Source organism: Pseudomonas extremorientalis, assembly GCF_001870465.1.
GTDB lineage: Bacteria > Pseudomonadota > Gammaproteobacteria > Pseudomonadales > Pseudomonadaceae > Aquipseudomonas > Aquipseudomonas extremorientalis.
Map to the genome: position 1 here is coordinate 23934 of NZ_MDGK01000017.1, position 23332 is coordinate 47265.

The window sequence follows — 23332 nt, forward strand, 5'->3', positions numbered from 1 at the left end:
ACGTGCGCTCGCCACAAGAAGCCCGGTTGCCACAAACCCCTGTGCCATAAAAGGTCGCTGCTAGAGGTGATAGAAATCCAGCACCGAGTTAATGGTGTCGTTGAGCAGCAGCGCATGCTTGCGGGTGATCAACCAGCTGTCGCCTTCCGGTTTCAGGGTATAGGTGGCGTGGCCGTAAAACTGCTCCGACGTGGCCAGGCGATAGAACAGCGTGTGCCAATTCAGTCGCACCTCCAGCGTGCCATCCGCCTGCTCGGCAACGCGCACGTTGTTGATCATGTGCAGCGTACGCGGCATCGGTGTGGCCGACGCCGCCTTGCCGGTGCGCAAACGGAACACGCGGTCTTCCAGGCCCGAACGGTTCGCGTAGTAGATCAGCGACATTTCGCGCTTGGGGTCGCGGGTGTAGACGTGTTCCGAGTCCCACTGCGGCAAGTGGAACTCACTCTGCGGGTCGAACAACTGCACATAGGCGTCCCAGTCCTGGGCGTCGCACAGCTCGGACTTGCGGTAGAAGAACTGTTCGATGCGGAACTGCAATGGGGCATTCATCATTTCACCTCCCGCAGTTTCAGCGCTTGTTGATCGAGGCCGTTGAGCAGGAACTGCTGCCAGTTGCGGTGCTGGTTCACGTAGAGGCCTTCATGGGTGAATTCTGTGCCGGTCATGGCCGGCTGGATGCCGATGGCTTCGCTGTTCGGCGTGGGCCCGGCTGCCCAGCGGTGGCTGCCGCGTGAGATGTCGCTCCAGCGTTCAAGCCGGCCTTGGAACCCGCGCTGGGCTTCGCGGAACTCCACTAGGTCATCCGGCGTGCCCATGCCCGACACGTTGAAGAAGTCTTCGAACTGGCGGATGCGGTTCTCGCGATCGGCGTCGGACTCGCCCTTCACCCCCAGGCATTGGCTGATGATCTCGGTCTTGTTCCACGCCACCGGGCGGATGATGCGCAGCTGCGAACTGATCTGGTCGAGGAAGAACAGGCTCGGGTAGATATTCAGGTTGCGCAGGCGGTGCATCATCCACTCGGCCTTCTGCTGGCCGTGCTCCTGCACCAGGCGCGGCATGATGGTGGCGTAGCCGGAGCGCACGCTGGGGTTGGGCATGTCGCTGAACAGCACACTGTGGCCATTGTTGAAGGCGAACCAGCCGTCATCGGTATTGGCGTCGCCGGCGCCGAGTTTGCTGTAGTCCAGGGTGCTGCCGGCCCCTGTGCCGTTCTCGGTGTTCACCTGCTGGCGATGCTGCACGGTGGCCACGTAGTTGTAGTGCACGGTGCTGACGTGATAACCGTCCAGGCCGTTTTCGTTCTGCAGCTTCCAGTTGCCGTCGTAGGTGTAGGCGGATTTGCCCGGCAGTACCTCCAGTTCACCGGTGGCGGACTGCGCGACCATCATGTCGAAGAACACTTTGGCGTCGCCGAGGAAATCTTCCAGGCTGTCGCTGCCATTTACGTCCAGGCTGATAAACACAAAGCCCTTGTAGCTTTCGATGCGCGCCTTTTTCAGGCCGCGCGTGGCCTTGTCGAAACCGTCCGGGTATTCCCCCGGCGCCTTGACCTTCACCAGCCGGCCATCGCTCTTGTAGCACCAGGCATGGAACGGGCAGGTGAACGTGGATTGGTTGCCTTTGCCGACCCGCGTCAGCGTGGTGCCGCGGTGCTGGCAGGCGTTGATCAACGCATTGAGGCGCCCTTCGCCATCGCGGGTGATGATCATCGGCTGGCGCCCGGCGCGCAGGGTCACGAAGTCGTGGTTGTTGGCCAGTTCGCTTTCGTGGCAGGCGTAGATCCAGTTCTTTTCGAAGATCAGTTCCATCTCCAGATCGAACAGTTCCGGCTCGGTGAACATGTCGCGGGCGATGCGGAATACTTCATCCACCGGGCGAAAGTCCAGGCAACCTTCGATAAACGTTTTCCACTGCTCGACGCTTCTTGCACCACTCATGGGAGGCACCTTTTTGATAGGGGCTGATCGGTGGTTTATTAGAGGCAGCGGGGCAGGGCGCGGGCTATCCGCTTAGTGGGGGAACCTGCGCCGGATAATTGGGCAGCAAATACCCAACCCGGTGCGCAGCGGTGACGGGATGCGCTACTGTCTTGCAGGGCAGTGGTCGCAAAAGCCGGGGTCTTATCCACTTAGTCGACCCTTGCTATCCACCCGCTGGCCATTGCGCCGGCGTGGCGCATTAATTGCTGTCGAACAACAACGACGCGCCGCCAGAGCGCGCAACAGCCTAACCGCCGTGGGTGCACCTGATGAGCAGCCAAACGATTCAACGCTTCGACCTGGAAGGCGCCCGCAGCTGGATGTCGGGCATTTGCGGGCCCCATCGCCTGGCCACCAATACGCCGGAGCGCCTGCGCTTTCACCACAGCGCCAACGTGTTCAAGTCCCGCGCCACCACCCTGGGCGTGATCGAATACGGCACCGACGTGACCATCGACATCGAAGACGCCGAGCATTTCAGCAGCTATAGCCTGAGCCTGCCGCTGGTGGGCGAACAGGAGTTGAGCAAGAACGGTGAGCGCCTGAGTTCCAACCGCGACCAGGGCGTGATCATCTCGCCCAATGAGCATCAGGTGCTGGCGATCTCCGGCGATTGCCGCAAGTTGCAGGTGGTGATCACGCGGGCGGCGATGAGTGAATCGCTGGAAGGTTTGCTGCAACGGCCGATTGAGGCGCCGCTGCGCTTTGAGTCGGTGATGGACGCAGTGGACGGTGCTTCGGCGTCGTGGTGGCGCATGGCGCGCTACTTCATCGCGGAGCTTGAGCATGGCAGCGAGTTATACGAGCAGGCCGCTTTTACCCGCGACCTGGAAAGCTCGCTGATCAAGGGCCTGATCCTGGCCCAGCCGAACAACTACTCCGAAGAACTGCGCGATGTCCTGGGCGTGAAACTGCCGCATTATCTGATCCGTGCGCGGCAGTACATCCATGACAACGCTCGGGAAGCGGTGCACCTGGAGGACCTGGAGGCCGCTGCGGGGGTGTCGCGGTTCAAGCTGTTCGATGCCTTTCGCAAATACTTTGCGTTGTCGCCGATGGCCTATTTGAAGAAGTACCGGCTGGGCGTCGTGCGCCAGGAAATCCTTGAACACGGCTCTACCCGTACCATCTCTGAGATCGCCCTGGGCTGGGGCTTTACCCACCTGGGGCGGTTTTCGGCGGAGTATCGAAAATTGTTCGACGAGTCCCCTAGCCAAACCCTGCAGCGCAAGCGCCTGCGCAGCCTTTGAATACAATGAAGATCCAAATGTGGGAGCTGGCTTGCCTGCGATAGCGATGTGTCAGTCAGCTGATGTGCCAGCTGACCCACCGCTATGCAGGCAAGCCAGCTCCCACAGGGGTTTGTAGTGTTTGGGATAAATCAGATGAGCTCTTCCACCAGTTGCAGGCAATGACTGAGCCCTGGCGACTGGTCATTCACCCGTCGGCTAAGGATGATCGGCGAGGTCGCCGTGGCCTCCACGACGGGTGTATAGCCGATGTCCGCGCGGTGCAGCACCTGCACCGAGGCGGGCACCAGCGTCACGCCCATGCCGGCGCCGACCAGGCCAATGGCGGTCTGCAACTCGTTGGTCCACTGCGCCACCTTGAGGCTCAAGCCATGGGCGTCGAACAGCGCGATCACATGGTCGGCGTAGCTGGGGCGTGGGTTGCCGGGGTAGAGCACAAAAGGTTCGGCGGCCAGTTGGGCGAGGGTGGCGGGCGCATCGAGCAACGGGTGACCGGCAGGCAGCACGGCGACCAGCCGGTCCTCCACCAGCACGCGCTGGACGATGGCCGGGTCATCGATGCGAATTCGCCCGAACCCCACGTCGATGCGCCCGGCCTTGAGCGCTTCGACCTGCTGCAAAGTGGTCATCTCCGACAGCCCCAACTCCAGTTCCAGCGCCTCATGGGTACGCAATCGGCGGATCAATTCGGGCAGCACGCCGTACAGGGTCGACGGCGCAAAACCGATGCCCAGCCACGTCTTCTCGCCCTGGCCGATACGCCGGGTGTTGTCACAGACCTTGTTCAATTGCTCCAGCAGCACGTTGGCGTGTTCATAAAAAAACCGCCCGGCCTCGGTCAGCCGCAGCGGTCGGCCACGTTCAAGCAAAATGACGCCCAGTTCATCCTCCAATTGCTGGATCTGCCGACTCAATGGCGGCTGGGCGATGTGCAGGCGTTCGGCGGCGCGGGTGAAGTTGAGGGTCTCTCCCAGCACCTGGAAGTAGCGCAGGTGACGCAGTTCCATGACGGTTCCTTTCATACCTTCAGGGTATTGTGCGAGACCCATTCTATATTGGAAGCCTTGAAAAATACGGCACAGAATCGGCTAAAACCTATAAAGAACCCAACGGGTATAGCCATGCCGATTTGCCCCATCGAGTCGATCGACACGATCATCGTCGACCTCCCCACCATTCGCCCGCACAAGCTGGCGATGCACACCCTGCAAAACCAGACCCTGGTGATCATCCGCCTGCGCTGCGCCGACGGTATCGAAGGCATCGGCGAAGCCACTACCATTGGCGGCTTGAGCTATGGCAATGAAAGCCCCGACAGCATCAAGGTCAACATCGACCGCCACTTCGCGCCGCTGCTGATCGGCCAGGACGCCAGTAATATCAACGCTGCCATGTTGCGCCTGGAGCGCAGCATCCGTGGCAACACCTTTGCCAAGTCCGGTATCGAAAGCGCGTTGCTCGACGCTCTCGGCAAACGCCTGCACCTGCCGGTCAGCGAACTGCTCGGTGGGCGTGTGCGCGACGCGCTGCCGGTGGCCTGGACCCTGGCCAGCGGCAACACCGAGCAGGACATTGCCGAGGCCGAAAAGATGCTCGACCTGCGCCGCCACCGCCTCTTCAAGTTGAAGATCGGCGCTGGTGAAGTCAGCCACGACCTGGCCCATGTGATCGCGATCAAAAAGGCCTTGGGCGACCGCGCCAGTGTGCGCGTCGACGTCAACCAGGCCTGGGACGAAGCGGTGGCACTGCGGGCGTGCCAGGTGCTCGGCGACAACGGCATCGACCTGATCGAACAGCCCATCTCGCGCAATAACCGTGGCGGCATGGCGCGGCTCAACCTGTCGAGCCCGGCGCCGATCATGGCGGATGAATCCATCGAGTGCGTCGAGGACGCGTTCAACCTTGCCCGCGAAGGCGCGGCGTCGGTGTTCGCCCTCAAGATCGCCAAGAACGGCGGCCCACGTGCCGTGCTGCGCACCGCCGCGATTGCCGAAGCGGCGGGTATCGGCCTGTACGGCGGCACCATGCTCGAAGGCGGCATCGGCACCCTGGCGTCGGCGCATGCCTTCCTTACGCTGAACAAACTGGTGTGGGGCACCGAGCTGTTCGGCCCGTTGCTGCTTACCGAAGACATCCTCACCGAGCCGCCGGTGTACCGCGACTTCCAGCTGCATATCTCCACCGCACCGGGCCTGGGCCTGGCCATCGATGAAGAGCGCCTGGCGTTCTTGCGTCGTGACAAACACTAAGAGGCGCCTGCCATGTTGTTCCACGTAAAAATGACCGTGAACCTGCCGCTCGACATGAACCCCGAGCGCGCAGCCCGCCTCAAGGCCGATGAAAAGGCCCTGGCGCAGCGCCTGCAACAGGAAGGCAAATGGCGCCACCTGTGGCGCATCGCCGGGCACTACGCCAACTACAGCGTGTTCGATGTCGACAGCGTGCAGGCGCTGCATGACCTGCTGATGCAACTGCCGCTGTTCCCCTATATGGCCATCGAAGTGAACGCCCTGTGCCGGCACCCGTCGTCGATCCATGACGACGACCGCTAGGCCGGTTTCCAGACCAATAACTACAAGATGAGGAATGCACCATGTCCATCCGACTGTCCCAGACTGCCCATGCCCAACAGTTTCTCGAAGAAGCCAGCGGCAACCTCAACGACGCTGGCAACCCGCGCACCAAGGCGCTGATCTACCGGATCCTGCGCGACACCGTGAACATCATCGAAGACCTGGAAGTGACCCCGGAAGAGTTCTGGAAGGCGGTCAACTACCTCAACGAGCTGGGCAAGCACCAGGAAGCCGGATTGCTCGCCGCCGGGCTGGGCCTTGAGCATTACCTGGATTTGCTGATGGACGCTGCCGACGAGGAAGCCGGCAAATCCGGCGGCACGCCGCGCACCATTGAAGGCCCGCTGTATGTGGCCGGGGCGCCGTTGAGCAAGTACGAGGCGCGGCTGGATGATGGCAAGGACGATGCGGTGCCGCTGTTCATGCGCGGGCAGGTGCGCGATACCAACGGCAAACCGCTGGCCGGGGCGATTGTGGACGTGTGGCAGGCCAATACGGGGGGTACTTACTCGTGGTTCGACCCGACGCAATCGGAGTTCAACCTGCGCCGACGCATCGAGACCGATGCCCAGGGCAACTACCGGTTCCGCAGTATCGTGCCGTCGGGCTACGGTTGCCCACCGACCGGGCCGACCCAGCAACTGCTGGATCAGCTCGGGCGCCACGGGCAGCGGCCGGCGCATATCCACTTCTTCATTTCGGCGCCGGGGCATCGGCACCTGACCACGCAGATCAACCTGTCGGATGACCCGTACCTGCATGACGACTTTGCCTATGCGACGCGGGATGAGTTGATCGCCGAGATTCGCTTCTGCGACGACCCGCAACTGGCGCGGGAGTTTGGCGTGGAGGGGCGGTTTGCGCAGATTGATTTTGACTTTGCGTTGCAGGTAGCGGATGCGCCGGTGGAGCAGAAACGCATGCAACGAGTCCGCGCTCTGGAAGATTAAACGCGATTCAAAATGTGGGAGGGGGCTTGCCCCCGATGGCGGCGGTGAAGCCAATATATTAATTGGCTGAACCATTGCTATCGGGGGCAAGCCCCCTCCCACAGGGTATTGTGGTGGCGTGGTTATTTGCGTACCACCAAGTCCAGCACCTCATCCCGATCCTTGATCTTCTGCAACACAATCTCCGAACGGATATCCATCACCCCCCCCGTGCGGTTCAGATGGTTCACGATAAAGTCCGAAAAGTGCTTGAGGTTGCGCGCCTGCACCCGCAGCACATAGTTGCTGGCGCCGGTGATCACGTAGGCGCTGGCGACCTCCGGCCAGCCCTGCACCTTCTTGATGAACGTCTCGTGCCAATCCTCCACATCCTGGCGCAACGACAGGTGCACGATGGCCTCCAGCTCAATCCCCAACTGCTCCGCATTCAGCACCGCACGGTAACCGCTGATGATGCCCTCGCTCTCCAGCAGGCGCAGACGGCGCAGGCACGCAGACGGCGACAGCGCGACTTTTTCGGCCAGTTCCTGGTTGCTGATGCGGCCATCCTGCTGCAGGAAATGCAGGAGGCGCAGGTCGGTGGCGTCGAGAATCATGGTTAGAATAAATCCGCGTGTTTGGGGGTTAAATTCGAATTTCCTACAGCTTAATTAGCCTGTTACCCGCCACTTTGCACGAAAATTCTCTAAAAGTTCGTTCATTATTTGGTCCATTCTTACCTATAAAAACCAGGACAGCCCATGACCACGCGAAGCCACTGCCTAGCCCTCGACGAACAAGATCCGCTGGCGCCACTGCGCCGCCAGTTTGCGTTGCCGGAGGGCGTGATCTACCTCGACGGCAACTCCCTTGGCGCCCGCCCGGTGACGGCGTTGGCACGAGCCCAGGCAGTGATTGCCGAAGAATGGGGTAATGGCCTGATCCGTAGTTGGAACAGCGCCGGCTGGGCGGACCTGCCCCAGCGCCTGGGTAACCGCCTGGCGCCGTTGATCGGCGCGGGCGACGGTGAAGTGGTGATCACCGATACCACCTCGATCAACCTGTTCAAGGTGCTCAGCGCCGCGTTGACCGTGCAGCGTCAACGCCAACCGCACCGCAAGGTGATCGTCAGCGAGGCGAGCAACTTTCCGACCGACCTGTATATCGCCGAGGGCCTGGCCGAGCTGCTGCAACAGGGCTATGCCCTGCGCCTGGTGAACAGTCCGGACGAATTGCCCCAGGCCATCGACCAGGACGTGGCGGTGGTGATGCTCACCCACGTCAACTACAAGACCGGCTACATGTACGACATGCAGGCGCTGACTGCCCTGAGCCATGAGTGCGGCGCGCTGAGTATCTGGGACCTGGCGCACTCGGCGGGCGCGGTGCCCATCGACCTGCATCAGGCCGGTGCCGATTATGCGATTGGCTGCACCTACAAGTACCTCAACGGCGGCCCGGGCTCCCAGGCGTTTGTGTGGGTCAACCCGGCGTTGGTGGATGTGGTGCGCCAGCCGTTGTCGGGCTGGTTCGGCCACACCCGGCAGTTCGCCATGGAATCGAACTACGCGCCGAGTGCGGGTATCGCGCGTTACCTGTGCGGCACCCAACCGATCACCTCGTTGGCGATGGTGGAATGCGGGCTGGAGATTTTCGCCCAGACCGATATGGCGAGTCTGCGCAGCAAGTCCCTGGCGTTGACCGATCTGTTTATCACATTGGTCGAAGCACGTTGCGCTGCTCATGAACTGGTGCTGATCACCCCGCGTGAACACGCCCGGCGCGGCAGTCATGTGAGCTTTGAACACCCCGAAGGCTACGCGGTGATCCAGGCCTTGATCGCCCGTGGCGTGATCGGTGACTACCGCGAGCCGCGCATCATGCGCTTTGGGTTTACGCCGTTGTACACAAGCTTTACCGAGGTGTTTGATGCCGTGGAAATACTGGGCGAAATCCTCGACAACCGCACCTGGGACCAGGCGCAATTCAAAGTCCGCAACAGCGTCACCTGACCACAACGCAGATAAAAATGTGGGAGGGGGCTTGCCCCCGATTGCAGTGTGCCAGCCAATACAGCGTTGACTGATCCACCGCTATCGGGGGCAAGCCCCCTCCCACAGGGAATCTGTGACAACAGTTAATAAACAGTGCAATCACAATAATAAAGGGGCACACCACGTGACTACGCCAGACACCGGCTTTGCCGAGATCACCCACCGCGAACTGGGCCTGCGGCGCCAGCTCACTTCCGGCCAGATGAGCATGATTGCCATCGGTGGCGCCATTGGCACCGGGCTGTTCATGGGAAGCGCGTACGCTATCGGGTATGCCGGGCCCAGTGTGCTGGTGAGCTACGCCATCGGCGCGTTGATCACCCTGCTGTTGATGGGCTGCCTGGCGGAGATGACGGTGGCGCATTCCACCTCGGGCTCGTTCGGCGCCTATGCCGAGTTCTACATCAGCCCGCTGGCCGGTTTCCTGGTGCGCTACGCCTACTGGGCGGCGATTGTGCTGGCGGTGGGCGCCGAGGTCACGGCGGTGGCGATGTACATGAAGTACTGGTTCGCCAACGTGCCGGAATGGGTGTGGATCGTGTCGTTTTCCAGTGTGCTGATCCTGCTCAACGCCATCAGCGTGAAGACCTTCGGCAACTTCGAATACTGGTTCTCGACGATCAAGATCAGCGCCATCGTCGGCTTCATCATCCTCGCCGTGTACGTGGTGTTCGGCTCCGGCAACCCGGAGTACGGCGTGCAGAACTACACGGCCCACGACGGCTTTTTCCCCCATGGCCTGAGTGGCATGTGGGTCGCCGTGATCGTGTCGATCTTCAGCTACCTGAGCGTGGAGATGATCGCCGTGGCCGCCGGTGAAGCGGCCGATCCGGAACAGGCGGTGAAGAAAGCCTTCCGTGCGACCATCGTGCGCCTGGTGGTGTTTTACCTGCTGACCCTGGCGCTGATGCTGGCCATCGTGCCGTGGAACCAGGCCGGGCAGACCCAGAGCCCCTTCGTCACGGTGATGCAGACCATCGGCATTCCCGGCGCCACCGGGGTGATGAATTTCGTGATTTTGATCGCAGCGTTGTCGGCCATGAACAGCCAGCTCTACATCACCACCCGCATGATGTTCAGCCTGTCCCGTGCCGGCTTTGCGCCCAAGGCCATGGGCGCCTTGAGCAAGAGCGGCATCCCGCTGAACGCGTTGCTGCTGTCCAGTTCGGGCATCGCCCTGGCGACGTTGCTCAACGTGGTGTACCCGGAAAGTTCGTTCACCTTGATGATGGCAATCTCGATGTTCGGCGCGATCTTCACCTGGTTCATGATCTTCCTTACGCACCTGTTCTTCCGTCGCTACCGCCAGCGCCACGGTGGGCCGACGCTGTCGTTCCAACTGCGCTTGTTTCCCTACAGCACCTTGCTGGGCCTGGTGCTGATGGGCGCGGTGATGATCACCACGTATTTCACCGAGGCGTTCAAGATGACGCTGGTGTTTGGCGTGCCGTTCCTGCTGATTCTGTCAGTGGTGTATTACGGGTTTTTCCGCAAGGGCAGGGCCAAGGCGTCGAGCAAGGCCTTGGCGTAACCGGGCAGGAGTTCGAACGAGCGCGCACATAACATCAGCTTCCGGCAGGCCCATTCTTCTTGCAGGGGGTGGACCTTGAAACTGGATGCCAGCGGCCAGCGCTCCAGTGCCGCCCGGGGCACGATACCCAGGCCGGCGCCGCGGGCGACCATACGGATCACTCCGTCAAACCCCTCGGCGCGGATGCGTGTTTGCAGACGGAAACCTGCGTGCAATGCCTGTTCTTCGAGGTAAACCGTCAACGCGCTGTGGGCGGCGAGGCCCACAAAGTCGTGTTGCAGGCTATCGATAAAGCTCCCTGCGGTGAACGGATGATCCAGCGGTGTGATCAGCACCAGCGGGTCATTGCGAAACGGCAGGGTCTGCAAGCCGTGGGTGTCTACCGCGTCGGAAATGATCCCGAGGTCCGCCGTGCCCTGGCGCAAGGCCTGGGTGATGCGCAGGCTCGGCAGTTCCTGCAGGTCGATGTCGAGGTTGGGGTGTTCGCGCAAAAAGTCTGCCAGCAACTCCGGCAGGTATTCGCTGAGGGCCGTGGTGTTGCACAGCAGGCGCACCTGGCCCTTGATGCCGTTGGCGTATTCCGCGAGGTCCTGGCGCAGATGCTCGGCCTGTTGCAGCAACAGGCGGGCGTGGCGGGCCAGGGCCTTGCCTGCGGGCGTTGGGGTAACGCCACGGCGGCCACGTTCAAGAAACTCGATGCCCAGCGAAGCCTCCATCGCTCGGATGCGGGCGCTGGCAGCCGCGAGGGACAAGTGGCTGCGGGCTGCTCCAGCGGTGATATTGCCTGTGTCGAAGATATGCAGGTAAAGGCGCAGGTCTATCAGGTCAAAGTGCATGGCACCAGCCTCTGGCAAAACAAGAGTCTGCCTCAGTATATGGCGAATTTTCGACCTCATCGAAAAACCGCACTATCACCCTATGAATACATTCCTCGCGTTTTACCAAGATATCGGCCCAGCCCTGACACTGCTGGTGATCGGCACCTTCATGCTCGCCGGCACCGTCAAGGGTGTGATTGGCCTGGGCTTGCCGACAGTCTCCATGGGCTTGCTCGGTCTGGCTATGCTACCGACGCAGGCTGCGGCGTTGCTGATCATCCCTTCGACGATCACCAACCTGTGGCAACTGGCGTTCGGCGGTCATTTGAGTGCGTTGCTCAGGCGCTTGTGGCCGATGCTGCTGCTGATCTTTCTCGGTACCGGGCTTGGCACGCTGTGGCTGGGCCTGAGTGGAGGGCGATGGGTAGGCCATGCGTTGGGCGGGGCGTTGCTAGCGTATGCAGTGAGCGGGCTGTTCCTGCCCACGTTCAAGGTGAAGCCTCGAACCGAACGCTGGTTGGCGCCTTTGTGTGGTGTTATCACCGGCATCATCACCTCGGCGACCGGTGTGTTTGTGATCCCCGCCGTGCCCTATCTGCAAGCCCTGGGCTTGGACCGCAATCAGTTGGTGCAGGCGCTGGGGCTGTCCTTCACCGTGTCGACCCTGGCGCTCGCTGCCGGCATGGCGTTGGACGGCACGCTCGGAGGTGGGGAGATCAATGCTTCATTGTTGGCATTGGTGCCGGCGCTGCTGGGCATGTGGTTGGGCCAGGCGGTGCGTCAGCGCATCAGTGCGGTGTTGTTCAAGCGCGTATTTTTCATCGGCATGGCGTTGCTGGGCGCCCATCTGCTGATCAGCGGTTAACAATGCGCGGGTAATTCGTGCCTTTTGGTCAAATGTATTTTGCCGCATCACCGCTTATTCCGAGGGGCCGATGTCGATAGCCTGCCGGCAGACATTGTTAACCCCTTCTGGATACCCTCCCATGAAAAAAGTCCTCCTGCTCAACGGCGGCAAGAAATTCGCCCACTCCGATGGCCGCTACAACACCACCCTGCATGACACCGCCGTGGCGGCGTTGGACCGTGCGGGCATCGACGTCAAGGTCACCCACATCGACGAAGGCTACGACGTGGCCGAAGAAGTGGCCAAGTTCCTCTGGGCGGATGTGATCATCTACCAGATGCCCGGCTGGTGGATGGGCGCGCCGTGGATCGTCAAGAAGTACATCGACGAAGTCTTCACCGAAGGCCACGGCAGCCTGTACGCCAGCGACGGTCGCACCCGTTCCGATGCCTCGCAGAAGTACGGCAGCGGTGGCCTGATCCACGGCAAGCAGTACATGCTCTCGCTGACCTGGAACGCGCCGCAGCAAGCCTTCGATGACCCGACCGACTTCTTCGAAGCCAAGGGCGTGGACGCGGTGTACTTCCCGTTCCACAAGGCCAACGAGTTCCTCGGCATGACCGGCCTGCCGACGTTCCTGTGCGTGGACGTGATGAAACGCCCGGCCATCGACGCTGATGTAGCGCGCTACGAGCAGCATCTGGCGCAGGTGTTCAATTTCTCGGTGTAAGCTGCGCTGAACCGATAACGAGGAGCGCCTGTGAAAGCCCGGTCCGATGAGCTGCAGATCTTCGTCAGCGTGATTGAATGCGGTTCGATTTCCGCCGCCGCCGAGCAAGTCGGGCAGACACCCTCGGCTGTCAGCCGTACCTTGTCGCGCCTGGAAGCCAAGCTCGACACCACGCTGATCAACCGCACCACGCGACGCATGGACCTGACCGAAGAGGGCAAGTACTTCTTCGAGCAGGCCAAGGTGATCCTGGCGCAGATGGAAGAGTTGGAGGAGCGCCTGTCATCACGCCAGCAGAAACCGGCGGGGCGCCTGCGCATCAACGCTGCCGTGCCGTTCATGCTGCATGGGATCGTGCCCTACATCGCTGAATTTCGCGGCCTCTACCCGGACATCCAGCTGGAGCTGAACAGCGATGACTTGATCATCGACCTGCTGGAGCAGAGCACCGACATCGCCATCCGTATCGGCGTCCTGGCCGACTCCACCCTGCATGCGCGGTCTCTTGGCTGTACGCCGCTGCATATCCTCGCCAGCCCCGACTACCTCAAGCAATACGGCGTGCCCACCACGGTGGCCGAGCTGGTCGATCACACGCTGTTGGGGTTCACCCAGACCGAAACCCTCAACCACTGGCCGCTGCGCCATGTGGAGGGCGATCGCTGGCTGATCCAGCCCGGCGTGGCGGCGTCCAGCGGCGAAACCGTGCGCCAGTTGGCGCTGGAAGGGCAGGGCATCTGTTGCCTGTCGAACTTCATGACCATCGACGATATCGAGGCCGGGCGCCTGGTGCCGGTGCTGGAGGCGTTCAACAGCGGTTATCGACAGCCGATCCACGCAGTGTTCTACCGCAACTCGCAGCTGGCATTGCGTATCCAATGTTTCCTGGACTTTATCCAGGCCAAGCTGGCGCGGTATGCCTGCTGATTCGTGAGCTGCGCGCAAGAGTGAATTGGGCGGTAGGGGCTTATTCGTCAGGGATGAGTGCTTGATACTGGGTTCATCACTTACCCAGTCAGGAGAGTCCTCCATGAATGTATTCATTACCGGCGCAGCAGGTTTTATCGGCGGTTCCATTGCCACCGGCCTGGTCAAGGCCGGCCACACCGTTACCGGCCTGGTGCGCAGCGCCGAGCAGGCGGCCGAGATGACCGCGCTGGGCATCAACCCAGTGATCGGCACCCTGGATGACGCGGCTGTATTGACCGAGCAAGCGCAAAAGGCCGACGCGGTGATCAACGCCGCCAGCAGCGACCACCGTGCCGCCGTGGAAACCCTGCTCGCGGCGTTGAAGGGCTCGAACAAGCCGTTCCTGCACACCAGTGGTTCGAGCATTGTCGGGGATGCGTCGGGCGGCAAGGCCAGCGATGTCATCTACTTCGAAGACAACCTGCCGGAACCGACGGTCGACAAGGCGGCTCGTGTGGCCATCGACAACCTGGTTCTGGCGGCTGCCAAAGACGGCGTGAACTCGGCGGTGATCTGCAACACCTTGATCTACGGCCACAGCCTGGGCGTGAAGCGCGACAGCGTGCAACTACCGCGTCTGCTCAAGCAGGCACGCAAGAGTGGTGTAGTACGCCATGTGGGTAGCGGGCAGAACATCTGGTCCAACGTGCACATTGAAGACGTGGTGGCGCTGTACCTGTTGGCGCTGACCAAGAATGTGCCCGGTACCTTCTACTTCGTGGAAAGTGGCGAGGCCGCGTTTATCGACATGACCACTGCCATTGCCGAAGCGCTGGACCTGGGCAAACCGCAGGATTGGCCATTGGCCGAGGCTGAAGCCGAGTGGGGCTATGAAATGGCCAACTATGGCCTGGGCTCCAATAGCCGGGTGCGCGGCAAGCATGCGCGTGAACTGCTGGGCTGGGCGCCGAAGCGTACGTCGGTGGTGGAGTGGATTCGCAACGAAATGGTGTGATGTTCACGTGATCTCCAGGTGTTGCTATCGGGGGCAAGCCCCCTCCCACAGTTGACCGAGTTCCAACTGTGGAGTGCAGTCTAGTGTGGGAGGGGGCTTGCCCCGATTGGCACGACTCGGTCTCCGAGACTAGCCCCATCTCCCTCAATTCCGTACCATTCCCCGCCTTATCCCCCGCATTACCTGGTACTCCATGAACCTCACCCGTCTGCGCGCCGATGCCCTGGCCGGCCTCACCACGTCTTTTGCGTTGCTGCCCGAATGCATCGCCTTTGCCCTGGTGGCCCACCTCAACCCGTTGATGGGGCTCTACGGCGCTTTCATCATCTGCACCCTCACCGCGTTGTTCGGCGGCCGGCCCGGCATGGTGTCCGGTGCGGCCGGCTCGATGGCGGTGGTGATCGTCGCCCTGGTGGTGCAACACGGTGTGGAGTATCTGCTGGCCACGGTGGTACTGGGCGGGCTGATCATGGTCGCGTTCGGCGTGCTGCGCCTGGGCAAGCTGGTGCGCATGGTGCCGCACCCGGTGATGCTCGGCTTCGTCAACGGCCTGGCGATCATCATTGCCCTGGCGCAGTTGGAGCATTTCAAAAGCGGTGAAACCTGGCTCAGCGGCACGCCGCTGTACGTGATGACCGGCCTGGTGCTGGTGACGATGGCCATCGTCTACCTGCTGCCGCGCATCACCCGCGCCGTGCCGCCTGCGTTGGTGGCGATCCTCGGCGTGGGGCTGGCGGTATACCTGCTCGGCCTGCCTACCCGCACCCTCGGCGACATGGCGCATATCGCCGGCGGCCTGCCGACTTTCGCGCTGCCGCAGATTCCGTGGACACTGGACACCCTCGGCATCATCGCGCCGTACGCGTTCCTGATGGCGATGGTCGGCCTGCTGGAAACCCTGCTGACGCTGAACCTCACCGACGAAATCACCGAGACCCGTGGCTACCCCGACCGTGAAAGCGTGGCCCTTGGCGCGGCCAACATGGTCTCCGGCCTGTTCGGCGGCATGGGCGGCTGCGCGATGATCGGGCAGACCGTGATCAACCTCAGCTCCGGTGGGCGCGGGCGTTTGTCTGGGGTGTTTGCCGGGGTAATGATCCTGTTGTTCATCCTGTTCCTGTCGCCGTTCATCGAGCGCATTCCGCTGGCGGCGCTGGTGGGCGTGATGTTCGTGGTGTCCCAGCAGACCTTTGCCTGGGCCTCGCTGCGGGTGATCAACAAGGTGCCGTTCAATGACGTGCTGGTGATTCTTGCAGTGACGGTGATCACGGTGTTCACCGATCTGGCTACCGCCGTGCTGTGCGGGATCGTGATTGCGGCGTTGAATTTCGCCTGGCAGCAAGCGCGGGAGCTGTATGCCGATGAGCATCTGGAGGCCGATGGCAGCAAGCTCTACCGCCTGCACGGCACCTTGTTTTTCGCCTCGACCACGCCGTTTTTGAATCAATTCGACCCGGCCAACGACCCGGCCCAGGTGACACTGGATTGCCGTCACCTGAGCTTTGTCGATTACTCAGCGATTGCCGCGCTCATGACCCTGCGCGAGCGTTACAGCAAGGCAGGCAAGCACCTGCGGGTGCTGCATCTGTCGGAGCGTTGCAAGAAGCTGCTCAAGCGTGCGCGGGTCCATCATGAGTAAGTGATCAAGGCCCGACCAGGTCTTCCAGCTCCTGGGCACGGGTCTGGGTCATGTCGAGTATGCAGCCGGAACCGTTGACCTGGTCGATGGTGCCGCCGGTGGCGGAACCGGCGAAGGCGCAATTGGCGTCACGGTACTTTATCCACAGGCGTTGCACGTCTTGCAGTTGCTGCTTGCGCGGGCCTTCCTGGGCGGCGAGCGCGGTCTTGTAGGCGCGGTTCAGGCGGGTGTCCTGCACCTTGGCTTCCTTGGTATTGCACGTGACCATGTCGGCGGTCGTGTTGGCGCTGTCCATACACTTCTTCAGCGCTGGATTGTCGGCGGCAGAAGCGGTGCCGCTGAGGGCGAGGAGCAGGGCGCCGGCGGCGAGGGATGTGCGAATCATGGTCGGTTTCCTGGTCATGAAGGGTTGCGCATTCTATGACTCAACGGCAGCGTTCGAGTTTCCGGCATCCTCTGATCTTCATGTAAGAACACCCCTCGAATTTTCATTCATCCCTGTCGGGCATATCCCAACGCGACAGCGCTTATCTGTGGGCGAAAGTTACTTTCATAAAAATTGAAAATAGTCCTCGCTAATGATTTATGAGTTTCACAACCAATTCGACGTGACCCTTTCCGAGGAGTACCGCATGGCCGCATCACCGGGCTTCGGGCTGTTGGCATACGCTGCCATCGCCATCATTGCTTTGATCGTGCTGATTGCACGTTACCGACTCAACCCGTTTATCGTCATCACCCTGGTGTCCATCGGCCTGGCGCTGATGGCCGGGATGCCGGCGGACACCATCATGGGTTCCTACGAGGCGGGTGTCGGCAAGACCCTGGGGCATATCGCCCTGGTGGTGGCGTTGGGCACCATGCTCGGCAAGATGATGGCCGAGTCCGGCGGTGCCGAGCAGGTGGCGCGCACACTGATCAACCGTTTTGGCGAGCGTAACGCGCATTGGGCGATGGTGTGCATCGCGTTCCTGGTCGGGCTGCCGCTGTTTTTCGAGGTGGGTTTTGTGTTGCTGGTGCCGATTGCGTTTACCGTGGCGCGGCGGGTGGGCGTGTCCATCCTGATGGTGGGTTTGCCGATGGTCGCCGGCCTGTCGGTGGTGCATGCCCTGGTGCCGCCGCACCCGGCGGCGATGATGGCGGTGCTGGCGTATAACGCGTCGGTGGGGCAGACCGTGCTCTACGCCATCCTGATCGGTATCCCGACGGCAATCATCGCAGGGCCCGTCTACGCCAAATTCATCGTGCCGCGTATTCACCTGCCGGGGGAAAATCCGCTGGAGCGCCAGTTCATCGAGCGTGAACCGCGTACCCGCTTGCCCAGCTTTACCCTGACCATGGGCACTATCCTGTTGCCGGTGGTGTTGATGATGATCGGTGGCTGGGCCAACGTGATTTCCACGCCAGGCACCGGTTTCAATCAGTTCCTGCTGTTTATCGGCAACTCGGTGATCGCGCTGCTGGTGGCGACATTGGTGAGCTTCTGGACCTTGGGTATCGCACAGGGCTTCAACCGCGAGTCGATCCTCAAGTTCACCAATGAATGCCTGGCGCCGACCGCCAGCATCACCTTGCTGGTGGGCGCGGGCGGCGGGTTGAACCGCATCCTGGTGGACGCAGGTGTGACCCACGAAATTCTCGGCCTGGCCCATGCCTTTCACCTGTCGCCGTTGGTGATGGGTTGGCTGTTCGCCGCGCTGATGCGAATTGCCACGGGCTCGGCCACCGTCGCCATGACCACCGCATCCGGTGTTGTAGCGCCGGTCGCCCTGGGCCTGGGTTATCCACACCCTGAACTACTGGTGCTGGCCACCGGTGCGGGTTCGGTGATCTTTTCCCATGTTAACGACGGCGGCTTCTGGCTGATCAAGGAATACTTCAATATGACGGTGATCCAGACCTTCAAGACCTGGACCGTGTTGGAGACTTTGATTTCCCTGGTCGCCTTCGGTCTGACCTATGGTCTGTCCTGCATCTTGTAACCCGGAGAGCCCATGGACATCCTCTACCAGATCCGCGCCCGCCAGGACGCCTTCAGCGCCGGCGAAGGGCGTATCGCCAAGCTGATGCTCGATGACGTGGGGTTTGCCGCATCGGCCAGCCTGGAAGCATTGTCGCAACGGGCCGAGGTCAGCACGGCCACCTTGTCGCGGTTTGCGCGCAGTGTGGGGTGCCGGGATTTACGTGACTTGCGCCTCCAGTTGGCCCAGGCCAGCGGCGTCGGCAGTCGCTTCCTCGACCCGGCGGGGTTGCCGGAACAGTCGGCGTTTCATCGGCAGATCCTGGGGGATATCGAGGCGACGTTGCGTCAGCATTTGTCGGGTTTCAACCAGGCGAGTTTTGTCGATGCGGTGAGCCTGCTGGGCAAGGCGCGGATGATCCATGCGTTTGGCATGGGCGGGCCGTCGAGCCTGTGCAGCGATGAGTTGCAGGTGCGCCTGGTGCGCCTGGGCTATCCGATTGCGGCCTGCCATGACCCGGTGATGATGCGGGTCACGGCGGCGACACTGGGGCCTGAGCATGCGTTGATTGTGTGTTCCTTGACTGGCCTCACCCCCGAACTGCTGGACGTGGTGGAGTTGGCGCGCAATTACGACGCGCGCATCGTCGCCATCACCCTGGCCGACTCGCCCTTGGCCCAATTGGCCGATGTGCTGCTGCCGCTGCAGCCGGCCGAAACCAGTTTTATCTATAAGCCCACCGCCGCCCGCTACGGCATGCTGCTGACCATCGACCTGCTCGCCACCGAGCTGGCCCTGGTCTCGCCGGACGACAACCAGGAACGCCTGCGCCGGATCAAGCTGGCCCTGGACGATTATCGCGGCGGCCCTGACAGCCTGCCGCTTGGAGACTGATATGAAGTACGACGCGCTGATACGCCAGGCATTGATCATCGATGGCAGCAACACCCCAGGCTATGTGGCTGATGTGGGGGTGCGTGACGGGCGTATCGAGGCGATTGGCGATTTGTCGACGGCTGTGGCCGAACATGAAGTCGAAGCTGCGGGCCGTGTGCTGGCGCCGGGTTTTATCGACGTGCACACCCACGATGACACGGTGGTGATCCGCCATCCGCAGATGCTGCCCAAGCTTAGCCAGGGTGTAACGACGGTGATCGTCGGTAACTGTGGTATCAGCGCGTCGCCGGTGACGTTGCGCGGTGATCCGCCCGATCCGATGAACCTGCTGGGCAGCGCTTCGGCGTTTGTGTACCCGCGTTTCAGTGACTATCGAGCGGCGGTCGAACAGGCTCACCCGGCGGTGAACGTTGCCGCACTGATCGGTCACACGGCACTGCGCAGCAATCATATGCAAGACCTGCATCGCAGCGCTTCAGCGGATGAAATCGCTGCCATGCGCGTGCAGTTGCAAGAAAGTCTCGAAGCCGGCGCCCTGGGGTTATCCACAGGCCTGGCCTACGCCAGCGCGTTCAGTGCCGAGACCGATGAGGTGCTGCAACTCAGTGAAGCACTGACGGCTTTCGGTGCGGTGTACACCACCCATTTGCGCAGCGAATTCGAACCGGTGCTGGAGGCGATGGATGAGGCGTTTCTGATTGGCCGGCACGCCCGGGCGCCGGTGATTATTTCCCATCTCAAATGTGCCGGCGCCGGGAATTGGGGGCGCAGTCCGCAACTGTTGGTATCGCTGGAGCGGGCGGCGAAAACCCACCCGGTAGGCTGTGATTGTTATCCCTATGCCGCGAGTTCTTCGACCCTGGATCTCAAGCAGGTGACTGACGCGTTTCGCATCACCATCACCTGGTCGACGCCTTACCCGGAGATGGGCGGGCGCGACCTGCAGGATATCGCCGCTGAGTGGGATGTTTCGCTGATGGACGCAGCGCGTCGCCTGCAACCGGCGGGGGCGGTGTATTACGGAATGGATGAAGCGGATGTGCGACGCATCCTGGCGCATCCGCTGTCGATGGTCGGTTCGGATGGACTGCCGGAAGATCCGTTCCCGCATCCGCGTTTGTGGGGCGCATTTCCACGGGTGCTGGGGCATTTCAGCCGGGATGTCGGGTTGTTCCCGTTGCACACCGCCGTGCACAAAATGACCGGCTTGTCGGCGGCGCGATTTGGTTTGGCCGAGCGCGGTGAAATCCGCGAAGGGCACTGGGCCGACCTGGTGCTGTTCGACCCGTTGCGCGTGCGCGATGTGGCGGACTTCAAGCAACCGCAGCGGGCGGCGGAAGGCATTGATGGGGTGTGGGTCAACGGTGTATTGAGCTACAGCGACGGGCAGGCGAACGGTCAGCGGCCGGGTCGTTTCCTGGCGCGCAGTGGGGATTTGCGTCGGGGATTTTCGTCTCTATAGTGGGCGCTCTTATGAACGGAGCGATTGCCATGCACTTAGGAAAAGTCACCCCCATCCTGCGGATTTTCGACGAGGCCAAGGCGTTGGAGTTCTACGTGGACTTTTTGGGGTTCAAGGTGGATTGGCAGCATCGTTTCGAGGCGAATTTTCCGTTGTACCTGCAGGTATCGCTGGGTGAATGCGTGTTGCATTTGACTGAGCACCATGGCGATGCGTCGCCGGGCGCGGCGGTGCGGATTCAGGCACAAGGGGTGGACGCGTATCAGCAGCAGTTGGTTGGCAAGGATTACCGGTATGCCAAGCCAGGGGTTGAGGAAACGCCCTGGAGCTCGCGGGAGATGAGCATCAAGGATCCGTTTGGGAATCGGCTGGTGTTTGTTGAGGAAGGCGAGGGCTGAGGGGTAAATCGCGGGCAATAAAAAACCGCCTTGGTAGGGCGGTTTTTTTTGCAACACCAGTTAGTGGCTGGGGTTGCTCTCTCAAAAGACGCAACCGACTCGCGTCCGAAGGCTCACGTGTTCCGGTAAGTGTGCTGGAGGTAAGGCCCAACTCACGGAGGGCCGAGTATGTCTAGGTTTGCCTGTGGCGAGGGAGCTTGCTCCCGTTGGGCTGCGTAGCAGCCCCAAGCATTCACTGCGCTCTCAACTTCAAATCTGCATCAACTTGATCAGGGCCGCTTCGCGCCCCAACGGGAGCAAGCTCTCTCGCCACCGGGACTGCGGTTCTTAAACCCGGAAGTGGCTGACCATCTGCTGCAACTGGCTGCCCAGCCGCGCCAGTTCCACACTGGACTTGGCCGTCTCGTCACTCGCCGTAGCGGTTTGCTCCGACACATCACGCACATTCACGATGCTACGGCTGATCTCTTCAGCCACGGCGCTTTGCTGCTCGGCGGCGGCGGCGATCTGCTGGTTCATCGACTGGATATTCGACACCGTACGGGTGATGTTTTCCAGCGACACTCCGGCCTTGCGGGTCAGCTCGACACTGCTGTCGGTGAGGCTGCGGCTGTTGTTCATCACGTTGGCCACTTGCTGGGTGCCGTTCTGCAAACCGGCGACCAGGCCTTCGATTTCTTCGGTGGATTTTTGCGTGCGCTGGGCCAGGCCACGTACTTCGTCGGCCACCACGGCAAACCCACGCCCGGCTTCACCGGCACGCGCCGCTTCGATCGCCGCGTTGAGGGCCAGCAGGTTGGTCTGTTCGGCCACGGCCTTGATCACGTCCATCACACTGCCGATTTTGTTGCTCTCTTGTTGCAGATGGGTCATGGCGTCGGTGGAGCGCGCGACTTCGGCGGCCAGGCGTTCGATCTGGGCGATGGCCTCGGCGACCACCTTGTCGCCGGCACGGGCTTGACCATCGGCGTCGGCAGCGGCGAGGGAGGCTTGTTCGGCGTTACGCGCGACTTCCTGCACGGTGGCGGTCATTTCGTGCATCGCCGTGGCAACCTGGTCGGTCTCGATTTTCTGGCTGTTCACGCCAGCGCTGGTCTGCTCGGTCACGGCCGACAGCTCTTCGGCGGCGCTGGCGATCTGGGTCACGCCGTCGCGGATGCCGCTGATCAATTCGCGCAGGGTGGTGCCCATGCGCTGGATGCCTTGTTGCAGCACGCCCAGCTCATCGCGACGGGTAACCTGGATATTGTGGCTCAGGTCGCCGGAAGCGATACGTTCCACCACGGCCAGGGTTTCCTGGATCGGGCGAGTGATCTGGCGGGTGATAACCAGCGCGGCAATCACGCCGACCAGCAGGGCCAGCAAGGTGCTGATCAATTGCAGGCTGCGGGCCTGGGCGCTTTCGGCGTCGCGGCGGTTCAGCTGAATGTCGTACAGCTTGTCGCTGATGGTCACGATATCGGCGCCTTGGGTGGTCATTTCGGCCCGGGCGGTGACGATGTTGGCATTGGCTGCCTTGTAGTTCTGCACGGCAGTGCGGTAGGCGCCCAGAGCGGTTTCCAGCGAGGTCAGTGCGTTCTGTTGGCTGCTACCGAAAGCGGCGCTGAGGTCTTTCAAGCCGGCGATGGTTTTTTCAATCTGTGCGGCGGCACGGGCTTCGGTGTCCGGGTTGACGTTGCCGGTGTAACCGCGCACTTCGTAACGCGCCAATTGGAACTGCAGCTTGGCGTCGGCCACGGCCTGGAACTGGGCCAGGTGCTCCGCACTGTCAGGCATTTGCTTGACGCTGCTCTCCAGCGCATTGATCTGGGCGTTGGCGATGTCGGCTTTGTCGCCCATCACCTGGCGAGAGGCATTGCCGTTACGGTAGGCCTCGCGCATTTTGGTCAGCGACTGTTGGTAAGCGGTGATGATCGCTTTCTGCTCGTTGAGCAGTTTGAGGTTTTCCGGGCTCTTGAAGCTGTCGAGCAGTTTCTGTTGCTGGGCAGCAAAGGCATCCAGGTTGGTCTGTACGGTCTGGGCCACGGCCTCGTCGCCGTTGGCGAGCATGTATTGCAGGCGCACGATGCGCAGCTTGGTCAGGGACGCGTTGAGCTGGGTGATGTCGCTCATCCAGTTGCTGCGGTCGATCAGGCCGCCCAGGCTGGTCCAGCCGGTGAGGGCCAGGATCGAGGTGAGGACCAGCACCAGGCCGAAGCCCAGGCCGAGTTTGAGGTTGACGCTGATGTTACCGAACCAGCTGTTCATCGAATGCTCCGCAAAAGTGATGTCTGTCTGCTGGGCGGTGTTGTTGTTTGAGCCAGCCAAGATGTGTAGGGCTGTATCGGCGGACGA

Annotated in this window: 22 protein-coding genes and 1 pseudogene; 15 read left to right on the top strand and 8 right to left on the bottom strand. The window is 61.6% G+C overall.

Annotated elements, in window-relative coordinates; translation table 11 throughout:
- Nucleotides 1-60: 60 nt before the first annotated feature.
- Nucleotides 61-552 (bottom strand): anthranilate 1,2-dioxygenase small subunit, encoded by a 492-nt coding sequence (antB, locus tag BFN10_RS07530; protein ID WP_071489155.1) that lies wholly within the window; start codon nt 550-552, stop codon nt 61-63.
- The gene (gene antA / locus BFN10_RS07535; protein WP_071489156.1) at nt 552-1943 is read right to left on the bottom strand and encodes an anthranilate 1,2-dioxygenase large subunit; all 1392 of its coding nucleotides are present in this window, start codon (nt 1941-1943) and stop codon (nt 552-554) included. The genes antB and antA overlap by 1 nt, the downstream gene beginning before the upstream one ends.
- A gap of 311 nt (nt 1944-2254) precedes the next feature.
- Between antA and BFN10_RS07540 the strand changes: the two genes are divergently transcribed.
- Complete coding sequence (locus tag BFN10_RS07540) at nt 2255-3235, top strand: AraC family transcriptional regulator (RefSeq protein WP_071489157.1); 981 nt, start codon at nt 2255-2257, stop codon at nt 3233-3235.
- 131 nt (nt 3236-3366) lie between these two features.
- On the opposite strand, the gene BFN10_RS07545 is transcribed toward BFN10_RS07540, so the two are convergent.
- A complete protein-coding gene (locus BFN10_RS07545) occupies nt 3367-4242 on the bottom strand; it encodes a LysR family transcriptional regulator (protein ID WP_016974899.1) in 876 nt (291 codons plus the stop codon).
- A 114-nt stretch (nt 4243-4356) separates the two neighbouring features.
- Between BFN10_RS07545 and BFN10_RS07550 the strand changes: the two genes are divergently transcribed.
- Genes BFN10_RS07550 through catA form a run of 3 tightly spaced genes read left to right on the top strand, consistent with a single transcriptional unit; the run spans nt 4357 to nt 6758 of the window.
- Complete coding sequence (locus BFN10_RS07550) at nt 4357-5484, top strand: muconate cycloisomerase family protein (RefSeq protein ID WP_071489158.1); 1128 nt, start codon at nt 4357-4359, stop codon at nt 5482-5484.
- Between the two features lie 12 nt (nt 5485-5496).
- A complete protein-coding gene (gene catC / locus BFN10_RS07555; RefSeq protein WP_071489159.1) occupies nt 5497-5787 on the top strand; it encodes a muconolactone Delta-isomerase in 291 nt (96 codons plus the stop codon).
- A gap of 41 nt (nt 5788-5828) precedes the next feature.
- Entirely contained in the window at nt 5829-6758 is a 930-nt protein-coding gene (gene catA / locus BFN10_RS07560) for a catechol 1,2-dioxygenase (RefSeq protein ID WP_071489160.1), read from the top strand.
- A gap of 122 nt (nt 6759-6880) precedes the next feature.
- On the opposite strand, the gene BFN10_RS07565 is transcribed toward catA, so the two are convergent.
- Nucleotides 6881-7354, bottom strand: a complete 474-nt coding sequence (locus BFN10_RS07565) for an Lrp/AsnC family transcriptional regulator (RefSeq protein ID WP_071489161.1) — start codon at nt 7352-7354, stop codon at nt 6881-6883.
- A gap of 144 nt (nt 7355-7498) precedes the next feature.
- Here BFN10_RS07565 and kynU point away from each other — a divergent pair, with 144 nt between their 5' ends.
- Together kynU and BFN10_RS07575 are read left to right on the top strand one after the other, a co-directional pair.
- Complete coding sequence (kynU, locus tag BFN10_RS07570) at nt 7499-8749, top strand: kynureninase (RefSeq protein WP_071489162.1); 1251 nt, start codon at nt 7499-7501, stop codon at nt 8747-8749.
- A 166-nt stretch (nt 8750-8915) separates the two neighbouring features.
- Entirely contained in the window at nt 8916-10322 is a 1407-nt protein-coding gene (locus tag BFN10_RS07575) for an amino acid permease (protein WP_071489163.1), read from the top strand.
- On the opposite strand, the gene BFN10_RS07580 is transcribed toward BFN10_RS07575, so the two are convergent.
- Nucleotides 10268-11158: a LysR substrate-binding domain-containing protein gene (locus BFN10_RS07580; RefSeq protein WP_071489164.1), complete on the bottom strand. Its 891-nt coding sequence runs from the start codon at nt 11156-11158 to the stop codon at nt 10268-10270. The genes BFN10_RS07575 and BFN10_RS07580 overlap by 55 nt on opposite strands.
- Before the next feature lie 82 nt (nt 11159-11240).
- On the opposite strand from BFN10_RS07580, the gene BFN10_RS07585 reads away from it, so the two are divergent.
- The 5 genes from BFN10_RS07585 to BFN10_RS07605 all read left to right on the top strand — a co-directional run bounded on the left by BFN10_RS07585 (nt 11241) and on the right by BFN10_RS07605 (nt 16280).
- Nucleotides 11241-12005, top strand: coding sequence for a sulfite exporter TauE/SafE family protein (locus BFN10_RS07585; protein WP_071489165.1), 765 nt, complete (start codon nt 11241-11243; stop codon nt 12003-12005).
- Nucleotides 12006-12126: 121 nt separating this feature from the next.
- Nucleotides 12127-12717 (top strand): NADPH:quinone oxidoreductase MdaB, encoded by a 591-nt coding sequence (mdaB, locus tag BFN10_RS07590; protein WP_071489166.1) that lies wholly within the window; start codon nt 12127-12129, stop codon nt 12715-12717.
- A 30-nt stretch (nt 12718-12747) separates the two neighbouring features.
- Nucleotides 12748-13644 carry a LysR family transcriptional regulator gene (locus tag BFN10_RS07595; protein ID WP_071489167.1) on the top strand — a complete coding sequence of 299 codons (897 nt, stop codon included), beginning with the start codon at nt 12748-12750 and terminating at the stop codon, nt 13642-13644.
- Between the two features lie 103 nt (nt 13645-13747).
- Nucleotides 13748-14641 (top strand): NAD-dependent epimerase/dehydratase family protein, encoded by an 894-nt coding sequence (locus tag BFN10_RS07600; protein WP_071489168.1) that lies wholly within the window; start codon nt 13748-13750, stop codon nt 14639-14641.
- Between the two features lie 193 nt (nt 14642-14834).
- The gene (locus BFN10_RS07605) at nt 14835-16280 is read left to right on the top strand and encodes a SulP family inorganic anion transporter (protein WP_071489169.1); all 1446 of its coding nucleotides are present in this window, start codon (nt 14835-14837) and stop codon (nt 16278-16280) included.
- Between the two features lie 4 nt (nt 16281-16284).
- Here BFN10_RS07605 and BFN10_RS07610 read toward each other — a convergent pair whose 3' ends face one another.
- Nucleotides 16285-16665, bottom strand: a complete 381-nt coding sequence (locus BFN10_RS07610) for a lysozyme inhibitor LprI family protein (protein WP_071489170.1) — start codon at nt 16663-16665, stop codon at nt 16285-16287.
- Between the two features lie 247 nt (nt 16666-16912).
- Here BFN10_RS07610 and BFN10_RS07615 point away from each other — a divergent pair, with 247 nt between their 5' ends.
- Genes BFN10_RS07615 through BFN10_RS07630 form a run of 4 tightly spaced genes read left to right on the top strand, consistent with a single transcriptional unit; the run spans nt 16913 to nt 20998 of the window.
- Nucleotides 16913-18262 carry a GntT/GntP/DsdX family permease gene (locus tag BFN10_RS07615; protein ID WP_231999528.1) on the top strand — a complete coding sequence of 450 codons (1350 nt, stop codon included), beginning with the start codon at nt 16913-16915 and terminating at the stop codon, nt 18260-18262.
- Nucleotides 18263-18274: 12 nt separating this feature from the next.
- Complete coding sequence (locus BFN10_RS07620; RefSeq protein WP_071489172.1) at nt 18275-19135, top strand: MurR/RpiR family transcriptional regulator; 861 nt, start codon at nt 18275-18277, stop codon at nt 19133-19135.
- A gap of 1 nt (nt 19136) precedes the next feature.
- Nucleotides 19137-20600 carry an N-acyl-D-amino-acid deacylase family protein gene (locus BFN10_RS07625; RefSeq protein ID WP_071489173.1) on the top strand — a complete coding sequence of 488 codons (1464 nt, stop codon included), beginning with the start codon at nt 19137-19139 and terminating at the stop codon, nt 20598-20600.
- A gap of 29 nt (nt 20601-20629) precedes the next feature.
- Entirely contained in the window at nt 20630-20998 is a 369-nt protein-coding gene (locus BFN10_RS07630; protein WP_071489174.1) for a glyoxalase superfamily protein, read from the top strand.
- A 327-nt stretch (nt 20999-21325) separates the two neighbouring features.
- Here BFN10_RS07630 and BFN10_RS30030 read toward each other — a convergent pair whose 3' ends face one another.
- Both BFN10_RS30030 and BFN10_RS30035 read right to left on the bottom strand, forming a co-directional pair.
- Entirely contained in the window at nt 21326-22189 is an 864-nt protein-coding gene (locus tag BFN10_RS30030; RefSeq protein WP_370636473.1) for a methyl-accepting chemotaxis protein, read from the bottom strand.
- Nucleotides 22181-23245, bottom strand: a pseudogene (locus tag BFN10_RS30035) (methyl-accepting chemotaxis protein); the annotation flags it as partial. The pseudogene BFN10_RS30035 and the gene BFN10_RS30030, both read right to left, overlap by 9 nt.
- Nucleotides 23246-23332 lie beyond the last annotated feature (87 nt).